This is a genomic window from Caballeronia sp. LZ028 (assembly GCF_031451415.1).
Lineage (GTDB): Bacteria > Pseudomonadota > Gammaproteobacteria > Burkholderiales > Burkholderiaceae > Caballeronia > Caballeronia zhejiangensis.
This window is the reverse complement of record NZ_JARUXN010000001.1, coordinates 2,834,406-2,849,234: the sequence shown is the minus strand read 5'-3', so window position 1 is coordinate 2,849,234 and position 14,829 is coordinate 2,834,406. Positions and strand designations below refer to the sequence as shown.

14 protein-coding genes and 1 pseudogene are annotated in these 14,829 nt (G+C 64.5%); 12 read left to right on the top strand and 3 right to left on the bottom strand.

All coding sequences use genetic code 11. The annotated features are described in order from the left end of the window. Nucleotides 1–283 precede the first annotated feature (283 nt). The 11 genes from QCE58_RS13475 to pyrF all read left to right on the top strand — a co-directional run bounded on the left by QCE58_RS13475 (nucleotide 284) and on the right by pyrF (nucleotide 11,874). Nucleotides 284–1,213 (top strand): IclR family transcriptional regulator, encoded by a 930-nt coding sequence (locus QCE58_RS13475; protein WP_008342893.1) that lies wholly within the window; start codon nucleotides 284–286, stop codon nucleotides 1,211–1,213. Beyond that, a complete protein-coding gene (locus QCE58_RS13470) occupies nucleotides 1,210–2,184 on the top strand; it encodes a 2-dehydro-3-deoxygalactonokinase (RefSeq protein ID WP_175982764.1) in 975 nt (324 codons plus the stop codon). The genes QCE58_RS13475 and QCE58_RS13470 overlap by 4 nt, the downstream gene beginning before the upstream one ends. A gap of 15 nt (nucleotides 2,185–2,199) precedes the next feature. Further along, complete coding sequence (locus tag QCE58_RS13465) at nucleotides 2,200–2,877, top strand: 2-dehydro-3-deoxy-6-phosphogalactonate aldolase (protein WP_008342891.1); 678 nt, start codon at nucleotides 2,200–2,202, stop codon at nucleotides 2,875–2,877. Next, a complete protein-coding gene (locus tag QCE58_RS13460; protein ID WP_250481647.1) occupies nucleotides 2,874–3,650 on the top strand; it encodes an SDR family oxidoreductase in 777 nt (258 codons plus the stop codon). Before QCE58_RS13465 ends, QCE58_RS13460 begins: the two co-directional genes overlap by 4 nt. Before the next feature lie 131 nt (nucleotides 3,651–3,781). Beyond that, nucleotides 3,782–4,789: an arabinose ABC transporter substrate-binding protein gene (locus QCE58_RS13455; RefSeq protein ID WP_008342889.1), complete on the top strand. Its 1,008-nt coding sequence runs from the start codon at nucleotides 3,782–3,784 to the stop codon at nucleotides 4,787–4,789. Between the two features lie 56 nt (nucleotides 4,790–4,845). Then, nucleotides 4,846–6,360: an L-arabinose ABC transporter ATP-binding protein AraG gene (gene araG, locus QCE58_RS13450; protein ID WP_250481646.1), complete on the top strand. Its 1,515-nt coding sequence runs from the start codon at nucleotides 4,846–4,848 to the stop codon at nucleotides 6,358–6,360. 18 nt (nucleotides 6,361–6,378) lie between these two features. Next, nucleotides 6,379–7,395, top strand: a complete 1,017-nt coding sequence (gene araH / locus QCE58_RS13445) for an L-arabinose ABC transporter permease AraH (RefSeq protein ID WP_175982767.1) — start codon at nucleotides 6,379–6,381, stop codon at nucleotides 7,393–7,395. A 730-nt stretch (nucleotides 7,396–8,125) separates the two neighbouring features. Continuing rightward, nucleotides 8,126–8,914 (top strand): SDR family NAD(P)-dependent oxidoreductase, encoded by a 789-nt coding sequence (locus QCE58_RS13440; RefSeq protein WP_250481645.1) that lies wholly within the window; start codon nucleotides 8,126–8,128, stop codon nucleotides 8,912–8,914. Further along, nucleotides 8,905–9,780, top strand: coding sequence for an SMP-30/gluconolactonase/LRE family protein (locus tag QCE58_RS13435; RefSeq protein ID WP_250481644.1), 876 nt, complete (start codon nucleotides 8,905–8,907; stop codon nucleotides 9,778–9,780). The genes QCE58_RS13440 and QCE58_RS13435 overlap by 10 nt, the downstream gene beginning before the upstream one ends. Nucleotides 9,781–9,867: 87 nt before the next feature. After that, entirely contained in the window at nucleotides 9,868–10,971 is a 1,104-nt protein-coding gene (locus QCE58_RS13430; RefSeq protein WP_250481643.1) for an aldose 1-epimerase, read from the top strand. A 90-nt stretch (nucleotides 10,972–11,061) separates the two neighbouring features. Next, on the top strand, nucleotides 11,062–11,874 hold the full coding sequence (gene pyrF / locus QCE58_RS13425) for an orotidine-5'-phosphate decarboxylase (RefSeq protein ID WP_250435191.1): 813 nt from the start codon (nucleotides 11,062–11,064) through the stop codon (nucleotides 11,872–11,874). Between the two features lie 265 nt (nucleotides 11,875–12,139). On the opposite strand, the gene QCE58_RS13420 is transcribed toward pyrF, so the two are convergent. Genes QCE58_RS13420 through thiL form a run of 3 tightly spaced genes read right to left on the bottom strand, consistent with a single transcriptional unit; the run spans nucleotide 12,140 to nucleotide 14,180 of the window. Further along, a complete protein-coding gene (locus QCE58_RS13420) occupies nucleotides 12,140–12,640 on the bottom strand; it encodes a CinA family protein (RefSeq protein WP_008342881.1) in 501 nt (166 codons plus the stop codon). 27 nt (nucleotides 12,641–12,667) lie between these two features. After that, nucleotides 12,668–13,201 (bottom strand): phosphatidylglycerophosphatase A, encoded by a 534-nt coding sequence (locus QCE58_RS13415; protein ID WP_239295150.1) that lies wholly within the window; start codon nucleotides 13,199–13,201, stop codon nucleotides 12,668–12,670. Beyond that, the gene (gene thiL / locus QCE58_RS13410) at nucleotides 13,191–14,180 is read right to left on the bottom strand and encodes a thiamine-phosphate kinase (RefSeq protein WP_250481642.1); all 990 of its coding nucleotides are present in this window, start codon (nucleotides 14,178–14,180) and stop codon (nucleotides 13,191–13,193) included. The genes QCE58_RS13415 and thiL overlap by 11 nt, the downstream gene beginning before the upstream one ends. Nucleotides 14,181–14,422: 242 nt before the next feature. On the opposite strand from thiL, the pseudogene QCE58_RS13405 reads away from it, so the two are divergent. Continuing rightward, nucleotides 14,423–14,829 (top strand): annotated as a pseudogene (locus QCE58_RS13405) (NADP-dependent malic enzyme); the annotation flags it as partial.

Genomic DNA, 14,829 nt, shown 5'->3' with positions numbered 1-14,829 from the left:
GCTTTCGGCTGCAAGATTCTCTCCCATTATGTGAGCATGACGATCACATATTGAATAAATCGAAGAGCCGGAACTACAATCCGGCCAAAGCCTGAAACGGCACACGCGGGCGACGACCGGAGCGACTTCCGGCGCGCACGACCAGAACAATGGAGACACGTCATGCATTCGATCGCACACCCGCGCTCGCGGGCCTCCTTGCACGATTCGTACGCTCATTCCATCGGGGACGCGCCCGCGTGCGTCATCCGGCGCGCATCGTGATCGACGAGGGATTCGCGCCATGACCAAATTCCAGACCCCTGAAACCGACGTCGCCGAGGCGGGCGCAGCGCGCGCCAAGTCCAACGGCGCGAGCGGGACGAAGCACACACCCGATCCCGACGCCATCGCGCTGCCGAGCGCGCTCGTCGACATCACACCGCAGCAGGCGGGCACGCAGACGCTGTTGCGCGGCCTCGCGATTCTCGAAGCCGCCGCGAACGGCGCGCGCGACCTGCGCGCGTTCGGCGCGGCGCTCGGCACGACGCGCAGCACGACGCATCGGCTCGTGAGCTCGCTCGTGCAAGCGCGCTATCTGCGTCAGGTGCAGGGCGGCTATCTGCTCGGGCCGAAGCTCATCGAACTCGGCACGATCGCGCTCGAACAGATGCCGCTCACGACCGTCGCGCGACCGCATCTGCAGGCGCTCGCCGAGCATACGCACGACACGATCCATCTCGGCGTGCGCGACGGCGACGACGTGCTCTACATCGACAAGATTCCGGGCACGCGCGGCCTGGAGATGCGTTCGCGCGTCGGGCACCGGATGCCGCTCGCGTCGACGGGCATCGGCAAGGCGATGATGCTCGACCTCGAAGCGAACGCGTGGAAGAAGCTGCTGGAAGCGTCGCATCGCGTGCTCGCGAGGATGAGCTTCAAGCCCGACAACCGCCCCGACTTCGACACCTTTCAGCAGCGCATGACGCGCTATGCGCAAGGCGGCTTCACGTTCGATCTCGAAGAGAACGAGGCGTCGATCCGCTGCGTTGCCGCGCCGGTGCGCGATGCGTCGGGCGCGATCGTCGCGGCATTGTCGGTGGCGAGCACCATTCCCTACATGCCGCACGAGCGCATGGAGGAACTGATTCCGGTCGTGCAGCGCGAAGCGCACGCGATCTCCGAGGAACTTGGCTGGCGCGCGCCGCAGGCCGCCCGCAGGATCAAGCGATGACCGCATCCGTTTTCACGCCCGCGCTCATCGCGCTCGACTGGGGCACGACTTCGCTGCGCGCCTATCTGCTTGGCGCCGACGGTCTCGCCCTCGATACGCGCGCATCGTCGGCGGGCATCATGAATCTGCCGGCGGGCGGGTTCGATCAGGCGTTTGAGGAAACCTGCGGCGCGTGGCTCGACGCGCACGCGCACTTGCCGGTGATCGCGGCGGGCATGGTCGGCAGCGCGCAGGGCTGGGTCGAAGCGCCGTACGTCGAAACGCCGGCGAACGCCGATGCGCTCGTCGCGGGCATCGTCGATGTGAAGACGGCGCGCGGCGTCGTGCTGCATGTCGTGCCGGGCGTGCTGGAGCGCGGCGTGTTGCCCAACGTGATGCGCGGCGAGGAAACGCAGATTTTCGGCGCGCTGGCGAGCGAGCCGGCGCTCGGAAACGCGGGCGGCGCGCTGATCGGACTGCCGGGCACGCACGCGAAGTGGGCGTTCGTCGCCGATGAGCGCATCGAGCGTTTCTACACCTTCATGACGGGCGAGACCTTCAGCGCGCTGCGCGATCACACGATCCTCGGCCGCACGATGCATCCCACCGCGACGCACGACGAACAGGCGTTCCTGCGCGGCGTCGAGACGGCGCGCGATGCCGGTCATCCCGGCGTGCTCGCGACGATCTTCAGCACGCGCACGCTCGGCCTCACGGGCCAACTGAGCGCGGAGCAGCAATCGGATTATTTGTCGGGCCTGTTGATCGGCCATGAATTGCGCGGGCTGAACGAAGTGCTTGCGCGCGAACAATCCGCGCTCGCGGGAAAGCCCCTGCGCCTGATCGGCAACGATGCGCTTTGCAATCGCTATCGCGCCGCGCTCGCGCGTTTCGGATGCCACGATGCCGCCACGGTCGCGCACGCCACCGAGCACGGCCTTTATGGAATCGCCGCGCTGGCCGGGCTGGTCGCGGCCAGGCGCGCGGCCTGAAAAGGAGAGAACACGATGCAGCCTCCCATCAATCTGCCCGCGCCCTACGGCATGCACGCCGGTCTCGCAAAGGCGTTCGCCGCGTGCCCGCTGATCGCGATACTGCGCGGCGTCACGCCCGCCGAAGCCGCCGATCACGGCCGCGCGCTCTATGAAGCGGGCTTTCGCATCGTCGAAGTGCCGCTGAATTCGCCGCAGCCGTTCGACAGCATCGCGGCGATCCGTCAGACGCTCCCCGCCGATGCGATCGTCGGTGCGGGAACGGTGCTGCATCCGAGTTACGTCGATAGCGTGAAGGCCGCGGGCGGCGAGCTCATCGTGATGCCGCACAGCGACGCCGATGTCGTGCGTGCCGCGAAGGCGCAGGGTCTCGCGTGCGCGCCGGGCGTCGCGACGCCGAACGAGGCGTTTCTCGCGCTGAAGAACGGCGCGGACGTGCTGAAGATGTTTCCCGCCGAACAACTCGGCCCAACGGTGACGAAGGCATGGCGCGCGGTGATCGCGAAGGACGTGCCGCTCGTGCCGGTCGGCGGTATTGCGCCGGACAACATGGAGCCGTTCTTGAGCGCAGGCGCGAACGGCTTCGGCCTCGGCTCGGCGCTCTACAAGCCGGGCCAGAGCGCGGACGTCACGGCGCGGCACGCGAAGGCGTTCATCGACGGACTGGCCGTTGCACGAGGCGCAGCCAAATGAACCGCCTCGCCGGCAAGGTCGCGATTGTCACGGGCGCGGGACGCGGCATCGGCGCGGCGATCGCGCTGGCGTTCGCGCGCGAGGGCGCACGCGTCGCGCTCGCGGAACTCGACATCGGCACGGCCCGCGAAACGGCCGAGCGCATCGGGGAAGAAACCGGCGCGAACGTCATCGCGGTCGAAACGGACGTGACGCAAAGCGCATCGGTGAAGGAAGCCGTCGCGCAGACCGAAGCCGCGCTCGGCCCGCTCGACGTGCTCGTGAACAACGCCGGCATCAACGTGTTCTGCGATCCGCTCACGATGACCGACGACGACTGGCGCCGCTGCTTCGCCGTCGATCTCGACGGCGTGTGGAACGGCTGCCGCGCGGTGTTGCCGGGCATGGTCGAGCGCGGGCGCGGCAGCATCGTGAACATCGCGTCGACGCACAGCTTCAAGATCATTCCGGGCTGCTTTCCGTATCCGGTGGCGAAGCACGGTGTGATCGGCCTCACGCGCGCGCTCGGCATCGAGTACGCGCCGAACAACGTGCGCGTGAATGCGATCGCGCCGGGTTACATCGAAACGCAACTGACGCTCGACTGGTGGAGTTCGCAGGCTGATCCGAAGGCCGCGCGTCAGGCGACGCTCGATCTTCAGCCGATGAAGCGTATCGGCGAGCCGCGGGAAGTCGCGATGACGGCGGTGTTCCTCGCATCGGACGAGGCGCCGTTCATCAACGCGAGCTGTATCACCGTGGATGGCGGGCGAAGCGCGCTGTACCACGACTGAAGCAAACGAGATCACGAAGGAATGACGCACTGGCCGCTGTGCGGACATCAATCAACAAGAAAGCGGCCACACACTTCGTAGCGCCCGCGCGCGGGCATTTTTCGACATCGGAAAAAGTCGGGAGACAAAAAATGAAACGCAGACTGTTCCTCACGCTGATCGCCGCTGCCACGGCAACGAGCGCGTCCATGATCGCGGCGCCGGTCGCGCAGGCCGCCGACGAGGTCAAGATCGGCTTCCTCGTGAAGCAGCCGGAAGAGCCGTGGTTCCAGGACGAATGGAAGTTCGCCGAAATCGCCGCCAAGGAAAAGGGCTTCACGCTCGTGAAGATCGGCGCGCCGTCGGGTGAAAAGGTGATGAGCGCGATCGACAACCTCGCCGCGCAGAAGGCGCAGGGCTTCATCATCTGCACGCCGGACGTGAAGCTCGGGCCGGGCATCGTCGCGAAGGCGAAGGCCGACAAGCTCAAGATGATGACGGTCGATGACCGCCTCGTCGACGGTTCGGGCAAGCCGATCGAATCCGTGCCGCACATGGGCATTTCCGCATACAACATCGGCAAGCAGGTGGGCGACGGCATCGCCGCCGAGATCAAGAAGCGCGGCTGGGACATGAAGGATGTCGGCGCGATCGACGTGACTTACGAGCAATTGCCGACCGCGCATGACCGCACGGCCGGCGCGACCGATGCGCTCGTCGCCGCCGGTTTCCCGAAGGCGAACATCGTCGCCGCGCCGCAGGCGAAGACCGACACCGAGAACGCGTTCAACGCCGCGAACATCGCGCTGACGAAGAATCCGCAATACAAGCACTGGGTCGCCTACGGCCTGAACGACGAAGCCGTCCTCGGCGCGGTGCGCGCAGCGGAAGGCCGCGGCTTCAAGGCGGACAACATGATCGGCATCGGTATCGGCGGATCGGACTCGGCGTTGAACGAGTTCAAGAAGCCGAATCCGACGGGCTTCTACGGCACCGTCATCATCAGCCCGAAGCGCCACGGCGAAGAGACGTCCGAGCTGATGTACGCGTGGATCAAGGACGGCAAGGCGCCGCCGCCGCTCACGCTCACGACCGGCATGCTGGCTACGCGTGAAAACGTGGCATCGGTGCGCCAGCAGATGGGACTGGCATCGAACTAAGTCTTTCGTGAGGGAAGCGGGCCGCACGTGCGGTCCGCTCGAGAATAGGAGGCGATGTGTCAGCGACGCTGCGTTTTGACAATATCGGCAAGGTGTTTCCAGGCGTGCGCGCGCTCGACGGCGTGTCGTTCGACGTCAACGCCGGCGAAGTTCACGGTTTGATGGGCGAGAACGGCGCGGGCAAATCGACCTTGCTCAAGATTCTCGGCGGCGAGTATCAGCCCGATTCGGGGCGCGTGCTCATCGACGACAAGGAAGTGCATTTCGCGAGCGCGGCGGCATCGATTGCCGCGGGCATCGCGGTGATTCATCAGGAATTGCAGTACGTGCCGGATCTGACGGTGTCCGAGAATCTGCTGCTCGGCGCATTGCCGAACCGGCTCGGCTGGGTCGACAAGCGCGCGGCCAAGGCGCACGTACGCGAGCGGCTTGCGGCGATGGGCGTCGATCTCGATCCGAATGCGAAGCTGCGCAAGCTGTCGATCGCGCAGCGGCAGATGGTCGAAATCTGCAAGGCGCTGCTGCGCAACGCGCGCGTGATCGCGCTCGACGAACCGACGAGTTCGCTGTCGCATCGCGAGACGGAAGTGCTCTTCAAGCTCGTGCGCGATCTGCAGGCGGATAACCGTGCGCTGATCTACATCTCGCATCGCATGGACGAGATTTACGAACTGTGCAACGCGTGCACGATTTTCCGCGACGGGCGCAAGATCGCCTCGCATCTTTCGCTCGCGGATGTGCCGCGCGAAACGCTCGTGCAGGAAATGGTCGGGCGCGAGATCAGCGACATCTACAACTATCGCGCGCGTCCTTTGGGCGACGTGCGCTTCTCCGTGAAGAACGTGGAGGGCGATGCATTGAGCGCGCCCGCGAGCTTCGAAGTGAAGCGCGGGGAGATCGTGGGCTTCTTCGGGCTCGTCGGCGCGGGACGCAGCGAGCTGATGCATCTCGTCTACGGCGCGGACAGAAAGAAGGGCGGCGACATAACGCTCGACGGCAAGCCGATCAAGGTTCGCAGCACCGGCGAGGCGATTCGTCACGGCATCGTGCTGTGTCCGGAGGATCGGAAGGAAGAAGGCATCGTCGCGATGGCGACGGTCGCGGAGAACATCAATATTTCGTGCCGGCGACACTATCTGCGCGGCGGGCTGTTTCTGGATCGCAAGAAGGAGGCGCAGACGGCCGAGCGCTTCATCCAGTTGCTGAAGATCAAGACGCCGAGCCGGAAGCAGCGCATCCGTTTTCTTTCGGGCGGCAATCAGCAGAAGGCGATTCTGTCGCGCTGGCTCGCGGAGCCGGACCTGAAGGTCGTGATTCTCGACGAACCGACGCGCGGCATCGACGTCGGCGCGAAGCATGAGATTTACAACGTGATCTATCAGCTTGCGGAGCGCGGCTGCGCGATCGTGATGATTTCGTCGGAATTGCCGGAAGTGCTGGGCGTGTCGGACCGGATCGTCGTGATGCGGCAGGGGCGTATCGCGGGCGAACTGGCGCGCGAGAAGGCGAGCGAACAAACAGTGTTGAGCCTTGCGCTGCCGCAGGCGGAAACGGTCGCGCAGGCGGCGTAAAGACGAGAGGAGCGAATCATGGAAGCAAGAGAAAACATCGTGGGGCAGGCGACGGAAAGCGTCGCGAACGCGCTGATCCCGCAAAAGAACGACAAGCAGAAGTGGTGGCAGCAGATCACGGAATACAGCCTGATCGTGATCTTCATCGTGATGTTCGTGACGATGTCGCTGACCGTCGATCACTTCTTCTCGATCGAGAACATGCTCGGCCTCGCGCTGTCGATCTCGCAGATCGGCATGGTCGCGTGCACGATGATGTTCTGCCTCGCGTCGCGCGACTTCGACTTGTCGGTGGGCTCGACGATCGCCTTCGCCGGTGTTCTGTGCGCGATGGTTCTGAATGCGACGGACAACACGTTCATCGCGATCATCGCGGCGGTGGCTGCGGGTGCGGTGATCGGGTTTGTGAACGGCGCGGTGATTGCTTATCTGCGAATCAATGCGCTGATTACGACCTTGGCGACGATGGAAATCGTGCGCGGGCTCGGGTTCATCGTGTCGCACGGGCAGGCGGTGGGTGTGTCGTCGGATACGTTCATCGCGCTCGGCAGTCTGTCGATGATCGGGATTTCCCTGCCAATCTGGGTCACGCTTGCGTGCTTCATCGTTTTTGGCGTATTGCTCAATCAGACGGTGTATGGACGTAATACATTGGCTATCGGCGGTAATCCCGAGGCTTCGCGGCTCGCGGGGATCAATGTCGAGCGCACGCGTGTGTGGATCTTTTTGATTCAGGGCGCTGTGACCGCGCTGGCTGGGGTCATTCTCGCTTCGCGGATCACGTCGGGGCAGCCGAATGCCGCTCAAGGCTTCGAGCTCAATGTCATTTCTGCTTGTGTTCTTGGCGGTGTTTCTCTGCTGGGCGGTAGGGCGACGATTTCCGGTGTCGTGATTGGCGTGCTCATCATGGGTACTGTCGAGAACGTCATGAACCTTTTGAATATCGACGCGTTTTATCAGTACCTCGTGAGAGGGGCTATCCTGCTTGCTGCCGTTCTGCTCGATCAGTTGAAGAATCGCGGGTCGCGGGATTGATGTTTTGCGGTTGATGTCGCTGTTGATGTTTTGCCGTTGATGTCGCTGGATCCCGTTTTCGTGTCGGTCTATTAGCACTGCCCCTGTGCGGGGCGGCACCTACTTTCTTTGCTGCTGCAAAGAAAGTAAGCAAAGAAAGCAGCTTTTCAGGCCCGCGGTCACACGCAATTTGGGTAGTACTCTCGTCCCAGGCGGCACTCGCCTAAAGAGTGCCCTCGAAGGACTAACCGGGCTTGGCTCGCGCACGGTCCGCCGCCCGAAGGTGTTGAGAACGCTGGTTCAGCACGAAAGAGCTTCGGCACAGCGCTACGCGCTGCCGCCGGGCATGCAAGGGAAACCAGCGGGCGGCAAGTGCAGTGAGATGGAGACGGCAGCAAGGAAGCACGCGCGGACCCGATTGACCGGTCGGCCGCGAAGCGGGCCGGAGCTATTTGGTGCTGAACCAGTTTGGTGTGTGGCGAGTGGAGGCAGACCGTGCGCGAGCCAAGCCCGATGGGGCCTATGAGGGCACTCTTTAGGCAGCCCACGAACGACGAGAGGACTACCCAAATTGCGTGTGACCGCGGGCGTATCGGAAGCTGCTTTCTTTGCTTACTTTCTTTGCAGCAGCAAAGAAAGTAAGTGCCGCCCCGCACAGGGGCAGTGCTAATAGACCACTAAGAAACCGGGATCCGGCGAAAAGCGCAAAGCAAACAAGCGCGACAAGCGCAGCAACGAGAGACAAAACCCAATGCCAACGATCGAAAAGAACCTCGCAAGATACCCCAGCCTGCAAGGCAAAACAGTGCTGATAACCGGAGGCGCAACCGGCATCGGCGAAGGCTTCGTCGAACACTTCTTCGATCAGGGCGCGAAAGTCGCCTTCTTCGACATCGACACCGACGCTGGCGAAGCGCTCGCCGACCGCCTCGGCGCGGCTCTGCAAGAAGGCCAAACGCGCCCGATGTTCCTCAACGTCGACCTGACCGACATCGACGCATTGCGCAAAGGCATCGCCGACGTAAGAGCCGCCCTCGGCCCCATCAACGTGCTCGTCAACAACGCCGCCAACGACAAACGCCACGCAATCGAAGACGTCACACCCGAGTCGTACGATGCAGGCATCGCGGTCAACATCCGCCATCAATTCTTCGCGGCGCAGGCCGTCATCGACGACATGAAGCGCGCGGGCGGCGGCTCGATCATCAATCTCGGCTCGATCAGCTGGATGCTCAAGCAAGGCAACTTCCCCGTCTACACGACGTCGAAATCGGCAGTGCAAGGCATGACGCGCGGCCTCGCGCGCGATCTCGGCAAATTCGGCATCCGCGTCAATACGCTCGTGCCGGGCTGGGTGATGACCGAAAAGCAAAAGCGTCTGTGGCTCGACGAGGCCGGCAAGGAAGCAATCAAGCAAGGCCAGTGCATCGACGGAGAACTGCTGCCCGCACACCTCGCGCGCGCGGCGCTCTTTCTCGCATCGGACGACAGCAAAATGATCACGGCGCAGGACATGATCGTCGATGGAGGATGGGCCTGATGAATCCGATGCGAGCGCAACTTCTCATCGACAGCCAGTGTTCGCTCGGCGAAGGCGCGACGTGGTGCGCCGCGAGCGGCCGCTTCTGGTGGACCGATATCGAAGGCAAGAAGCTGTGGCGCTACGATCCGCGCGACGGCGCGAGCGAATCGTTCGACATGCCCGAGCGGCTTGCGTGCTTCACGCCGTGCGCCGATGCGCGTTTCCTGCTGCTCGGCCTCGCATCGCGGCTCGCGTTCCATGAAATCGCGACGGGCAAGATCGAAACCATCATGGAAGTCGAAGCCGATCTGCCGACGCGCCTCAACGACGGCCGTTGCGACCGCGAAGGGCGCTTCGTGTTCGGCACGAAACACGACGTGGACGATGCGCAACCGGTCGGCGCGTTTTATCGGCTGAACGCGGATCTGTCGCTGGAAAAGCTGCCGCTCGGGAATTGCGCGATCTCGAATAGCATCGGCTTCTCGCCCGATGGCGCGACGATGTACTACTGCGACTCGCCCACGCGTCAGATTCGCGTATGCGACTATCCGACATTCGACAACGACCGCGTCTTCGTCGAGCTGACGGATGCGACCGGCGTGCCCGACGGCTCGATCGTCGATGCGGACGGCGGCTTGTGGAACGCGCAGTGGGGCGGGGCGCGCGTCGTGCGCTACGGAAGCGACGGACGCGAGACGGCGCGCATCGACGTGCCGAGCGCGCAGCCGAGTTGCGCCGCGTTCGGCGGCGCGGACTTCGGCACGCTGTATGTGACGACGGCGCGCATCGGCCTCGGCGAAACAGACGCGCACGCAGGCGGCGTGTTCGTCGCGACGCCCGGTGCACGCGGCATCGCGGAAGCCGTATTTGCGGGCAAGGCGTAACCAGAACACGAGGCGGCGCGCGATCGACGCGCCGCCCGACTCATCCCGGCAACTCCGGGTTCTTCGCCTCTCGATGGAGCACGAGTCATGGCTGTCGCGCGAACAGAGCAAAGACCGAATCCTGCATCGACGTCCCAGGAACAGGCGAACGCCCGCCGTGCGCGTCTCGCCGCCGCCACCGAACCGCCGATCCGTCCCGGTCCGAGCACCGCGGTCGTCGCGATGGGCGGCGCCGATGTCGACGGCTGCATCACGCTCGCCAACGCGCATTTGCGGCTCGAGCTGGCACCGTCGCTCGGCGGCGGCATCACGCGCTTCGACTGGCGGCACGAAGGCACGCTCGTGCCGATCTTCCGGCCGTGTGTCGAGCCGGGACCGGACACCGATCCGAATCAGCTCGCGTGCTATCCGCTTTTGCCGTATTCGAACCGCATCGGCAACGGAAACTTTCAGTTTTCCGGACGCTCGATCGACGTGCCGTGCAATCGCGCGGGCGAACCGCTGCCGCTGCACGGCGATGGCTGGCTCGGCGCGTGGGAAGTCGCGGAGCAGGATTCCGCGCGCGTGCGTCTCACGCTCGATCGCAGCGGCGGCACGCCTTACGCGTTTCGCGCCGCGCAGACTTACACGCTCGACGAAGCGACGCTCGCCGTGACGCTCGATGTCGAAAATACCGGCGACGAAGCGCTGCCGTTCGGCCTCGGGCTGCATCCTTTCCTGATGCGCGAGGCGGACACTGAGTTGTCGGCGGCGGCGGGCGGCGTGTGGCTGTGCGGCGACGACTGGCTGCCTGTGCGGCATGTTCCGACGCCGCCCGCGTGGCAATTCGGCGTTGCGTATCCGATGCCATCGGAAATGGTCAACAACGCGTTCACCGGGTGGAGCGGGCGCACGAGCGTGCTGTGGCCGAAGCGCCGCCTGTCGCTGACGATCGCCGCCGACACCGATTACTACGTGCTCTACGCGCCGCCCGGCGAAAGCTTCTTCTGCTTCGAGCCGGTCGATCATCCGATCAACGCGGTGAATCTGCCCGGCGGTGGGGAAGCGAACGGCATGACCGTGCTCGAACCGGGCGAACGCTTGTCGCGGGAATTCCGCTTCACCGTCGAGCGCACCGGGGAAGCGACGCGGCGCGGAAGGCCGCGCACGCGGGCAGGCGCGAAGGCGCGGGCACGGGACGCGGCGCGCTGATCCGCGCCGGAAGCGCGACGGAAGCGCGACGGAAGATGACGCCACGCACGTTAAAATGCGTGGCATCGACGTTTTCAACATCTTCCCGCCATGTCCTTCATCGAATCGCTCAATGCCGCGTGGTCGCGGACTCAATCGCTTTTGTGCGTCGGCCTCGACCCGGAGCCGGCGAAGTTTCCCGGCGCACTCAACGGCCGCGCCGACGCGATCTTCGAGTTCTGCAAGACCATCGTCGATGCAACCGCGCCGTATGCATCGTCGTTCAAGCCGCAGATTGCGTACTTCGCGGCGCATCGCGCGGAAGATCAGCTCGAAGCGCTGATCGCGCATATCCACGAGAAGCACGCCGGCATTCCGGTGATTCTCGATGCGAAGCGCGGCGATATCGGCAGCACGGCCGAGCAGTACGCGAAGGAAGCGTTCGAGCGCTATCGGGCCGATGCCGTCACCGTGAATCCATACATGGGCTTCGATTCCATCGAGCCGTATCTCGCGCATGAGGGCAAGGGCGTGATCGTGCTGTGCCGCACGTCGAACGCGGGCGGCTCCGATCTGCAATTTCTCACGACCGATGGCAAGCCGCTGTATCAGGTCGTCGCCAGGCTCGCGGCGGAAAAGTGGAATGACAAGGGCCAGTTGGGCCTCGTCGTCGGTGCGACGTTTCCGAAGGAAATCGAAACGGTACGCGGGATCGTCGGCGACATGCCGCTTCTGATTCCGGGCATCGGCGCACAGGGCGGCGATGTCGAAGCAACCGTGCGCGCGGGCCGCACCGCGAACGGCACGGGCATGTTGATCAATTCGTCGCGCGCGATCATCTACGCCGGCAAGGGCGATGATTACGCGCAAGCCGCGGCCGAAGCCGCGAAGAAGACGCGCGATACGATCAATCAGTATCGGTAAGCGCGCGCTTCAACTATCGGCAATAGGCGCGAACAGCGCCTCGATGTCTTCGGCGGAGAACTTCTCCACCGCGCGCGCATCTTCGGACAGAATGCCCGCCGCGAGCGCTTAACGATGGCGATGTACAACGGCGGCTCGGTCGGCAATGTGACGTTCGATTGCGGCCGAAGGTCTTCCGACCCATCCAGCGGGCCACCTGATCCTTGCTGAACGTGACGGAATCGGCCGGATTGTCGATGCGCTTGTTCATGCGATCGACGCGCGCTCAGCGCTCGCTCTGGTCCATGAACTCCAGCAGCCTGCGCAACGCATGCGCGGCGGCCTGCGTTCGCACTTGTTCGCGGTCGCCCTTGAAATGCTGGGTCTCGATCTGCGTATTCAGACGATTGCTCCATCCGAAGCACACGGTACCGACCGGCTTCGCCTCGCTGCCGCCCGCCGGTCCCGCCACGCCCGTAATCGACACCGAGACCTGCGCGCGGCTGTTGCGCAGCGCGCCTTCGGCCATGGCCTTCGCGACCGGCTCGCTGACCGCGCCGTGCTGTTCGATCAGCGTCGCGGGCACGCCGATCATCTCGATCTTCGCGAGATTCGAATACGTGACGAAGCCGCGCTCGAACCACGCGCTGCTGCCCGAAATATCGGTGATGGCGGTCGCGACCATGCCGCCCGTGCACGACTCGGCGGTGGCGAGCATCAGCCGTTCGGCGTGCAGCTTGTTGCCGACGCGAATCGCAAGTTGGTGAACGACGGTGTCGGTTGGCATGGCGGTGGTCTCGATGGATGGAAAAAATCAGACGGTCATGCGCCAGAGCGCGATCACGAGCAGCGTGAAGAACGCCGCGACGAGATCATCGAACATGATGCCGAAACCGCCTTTCAACCGGCGATCGAAATATCGGATGGGCGGCGGTTTCACCATGTCGAAGAAGCGGAACACGACGAACGCCCACAATTGCCCGGTGAAGGTCGCGGGCGTGACGAGCAGCAGCACGAGCCAGAACGCGACGATCTCGTCCCACACGACCGGCGACGGATCGTCGGTGCCCATTTTCTTCGCGGTGAAGCCGGTGAACCAGCATCCGGCGATGAAGCCGGCGACGATCAGCGCGCCCCATTCCGCGACCGTCAGATGCGGATTGAACACGACGAACGACACCCATGCGAATAACGTGCCGACCGTGCCCGGCACGATGGGAGACAGTCCGCTGCCGAAGCCGAGCGAAAGAATATGAAGCGGATGGTCGAGCATGAAGCGCGCGCTCGCCCGGCGCGGCTTGCTGCGCGGCGCGGCCGGGTCGCCCGCTAGCGTGGGGTCAGTCTGCATGGAAATGATCGAAGCCTTGCAACGTCAGGGAGAGCGGGGCGCCCGACGCATCGCGCCAGGCGATTGCGGGCGCACCGGATGACTCGATTGTACCGATGCGCGTCAGCGGCACTTCCACGTCCGTCGCGATCCTGGCGAGCGCGTCGCGGGCATCGACGGGCGCGGTGAAGCAGAGCTCGTAGTCGTCGCCGCCCGCGAGCGTGCATTGTCGGCGCGCGGTTTCGGGCAGCGCGCGCACGGCATCGGAGCACGGCACGGCATCGGCATCGACGACCGCGCGCACGCCCGAACGCTTCAGGATGTGCATGAGATCGCCCGCGAGGCCATCGGAGATATCGAGCGCCGCGTGCGCCACGCCGCGCAACGCCATGCCCAACGCGACGCGCGGTTCCGGGCGCTCCAGCGCGCGCCGCCAGGCGGAAGCTTCCGGCGCGGACCACTCGCCGCGAATCGCGCCGAGGCCCGCGCGCGCGTCGCCCAAGGTGCCGGATACGTAGATGTCGTCGCCGGGACGCGCCGCATCGCGACGCAATGCCGCACCCTGCGGCACGTCGCCGAACACCGTGATGCAGATGTTGAGCGGCCCGCTCGTCGTATCGCCGCCGACGAGCGCGCAATCGTGACGTTCCGCGAGCGCGAAGAGACCGTTGCTGAACGCTTCGAGCCAGGCTTCGTCGGCGCGCGGCAACGCGAGCGCGAGCGTGAACGCGTGCGGCTTCGCGCCCATCGCGGCGAGATCGGACAGGTTCACCGCGAGCGCCTTGTGACCGAGCGCGTACGGATCGACATCGGGAAAGAAGTGGCGTCCTTCGACCAGCATGTCCGTCGAAATGGCGAGCTGATGGCCAACCGGCGGCGCGATAAGCGCGCAGTCGTCGCCGATGCCGAGCGGCTTCGCGGCCTCCTCGTCATGACGCGGGGAAGGCGCCGTCGCGCGGCGTGCAAAGAAACGGTCGATCAGTGAAAACTCGGAGAGCATGCGTCGGCGCTTGAGGTTGATTGTTGCAATGCACGATGAAAAACACAGCGCGCCGAAACCGGCGCCGCATCTCGAAAACACTCGGCCGATGCCCGCGAAGGCTTGCCGGACGGACCGACCAGACGTTTTCCAGTCATGGCACTTGTAGCCGAAATGCATGGAGCGCGGTCCGAAACCGCGACTGATTGGCGCTACAATGCGTTCGAACTTCTATTCTAATTCCCGCACTGCTAGCCCGCCTTATGACGACTGACGCCAATACCAAGTTGCGCGAAGCTGCGCTCGACTATCACGAATTTCCGGTTCCCGGGAAGATCGCGATCGCCCCCACCAAGCAGATGATCAACCAGCGCGACCTCGCGCTGGCTTACTCGCCGGGCGTCGCGTTCGCGTGTGAAGCGATCGTCGAAGATCCGCTGAACGCCGCGCGCTTCACCGCGCGCAGCAATCTCGTCGGCGTCGTCAGCAATGGCACGGCCGTGCTGGGCCTCGGCAACATCGGGCCGCTCGCATCGAAGCCGGTGATGGAAGGCAAGGCCGTGCTCTTCAAGAAGTTCGCCGGCATCGACGTGTTCGATATCGAGCTGAACGAAAGCGATCCGCACAAGCTCGTCGACGTGATCGCCGCGCTCGAGCCGACTTTCGGCGG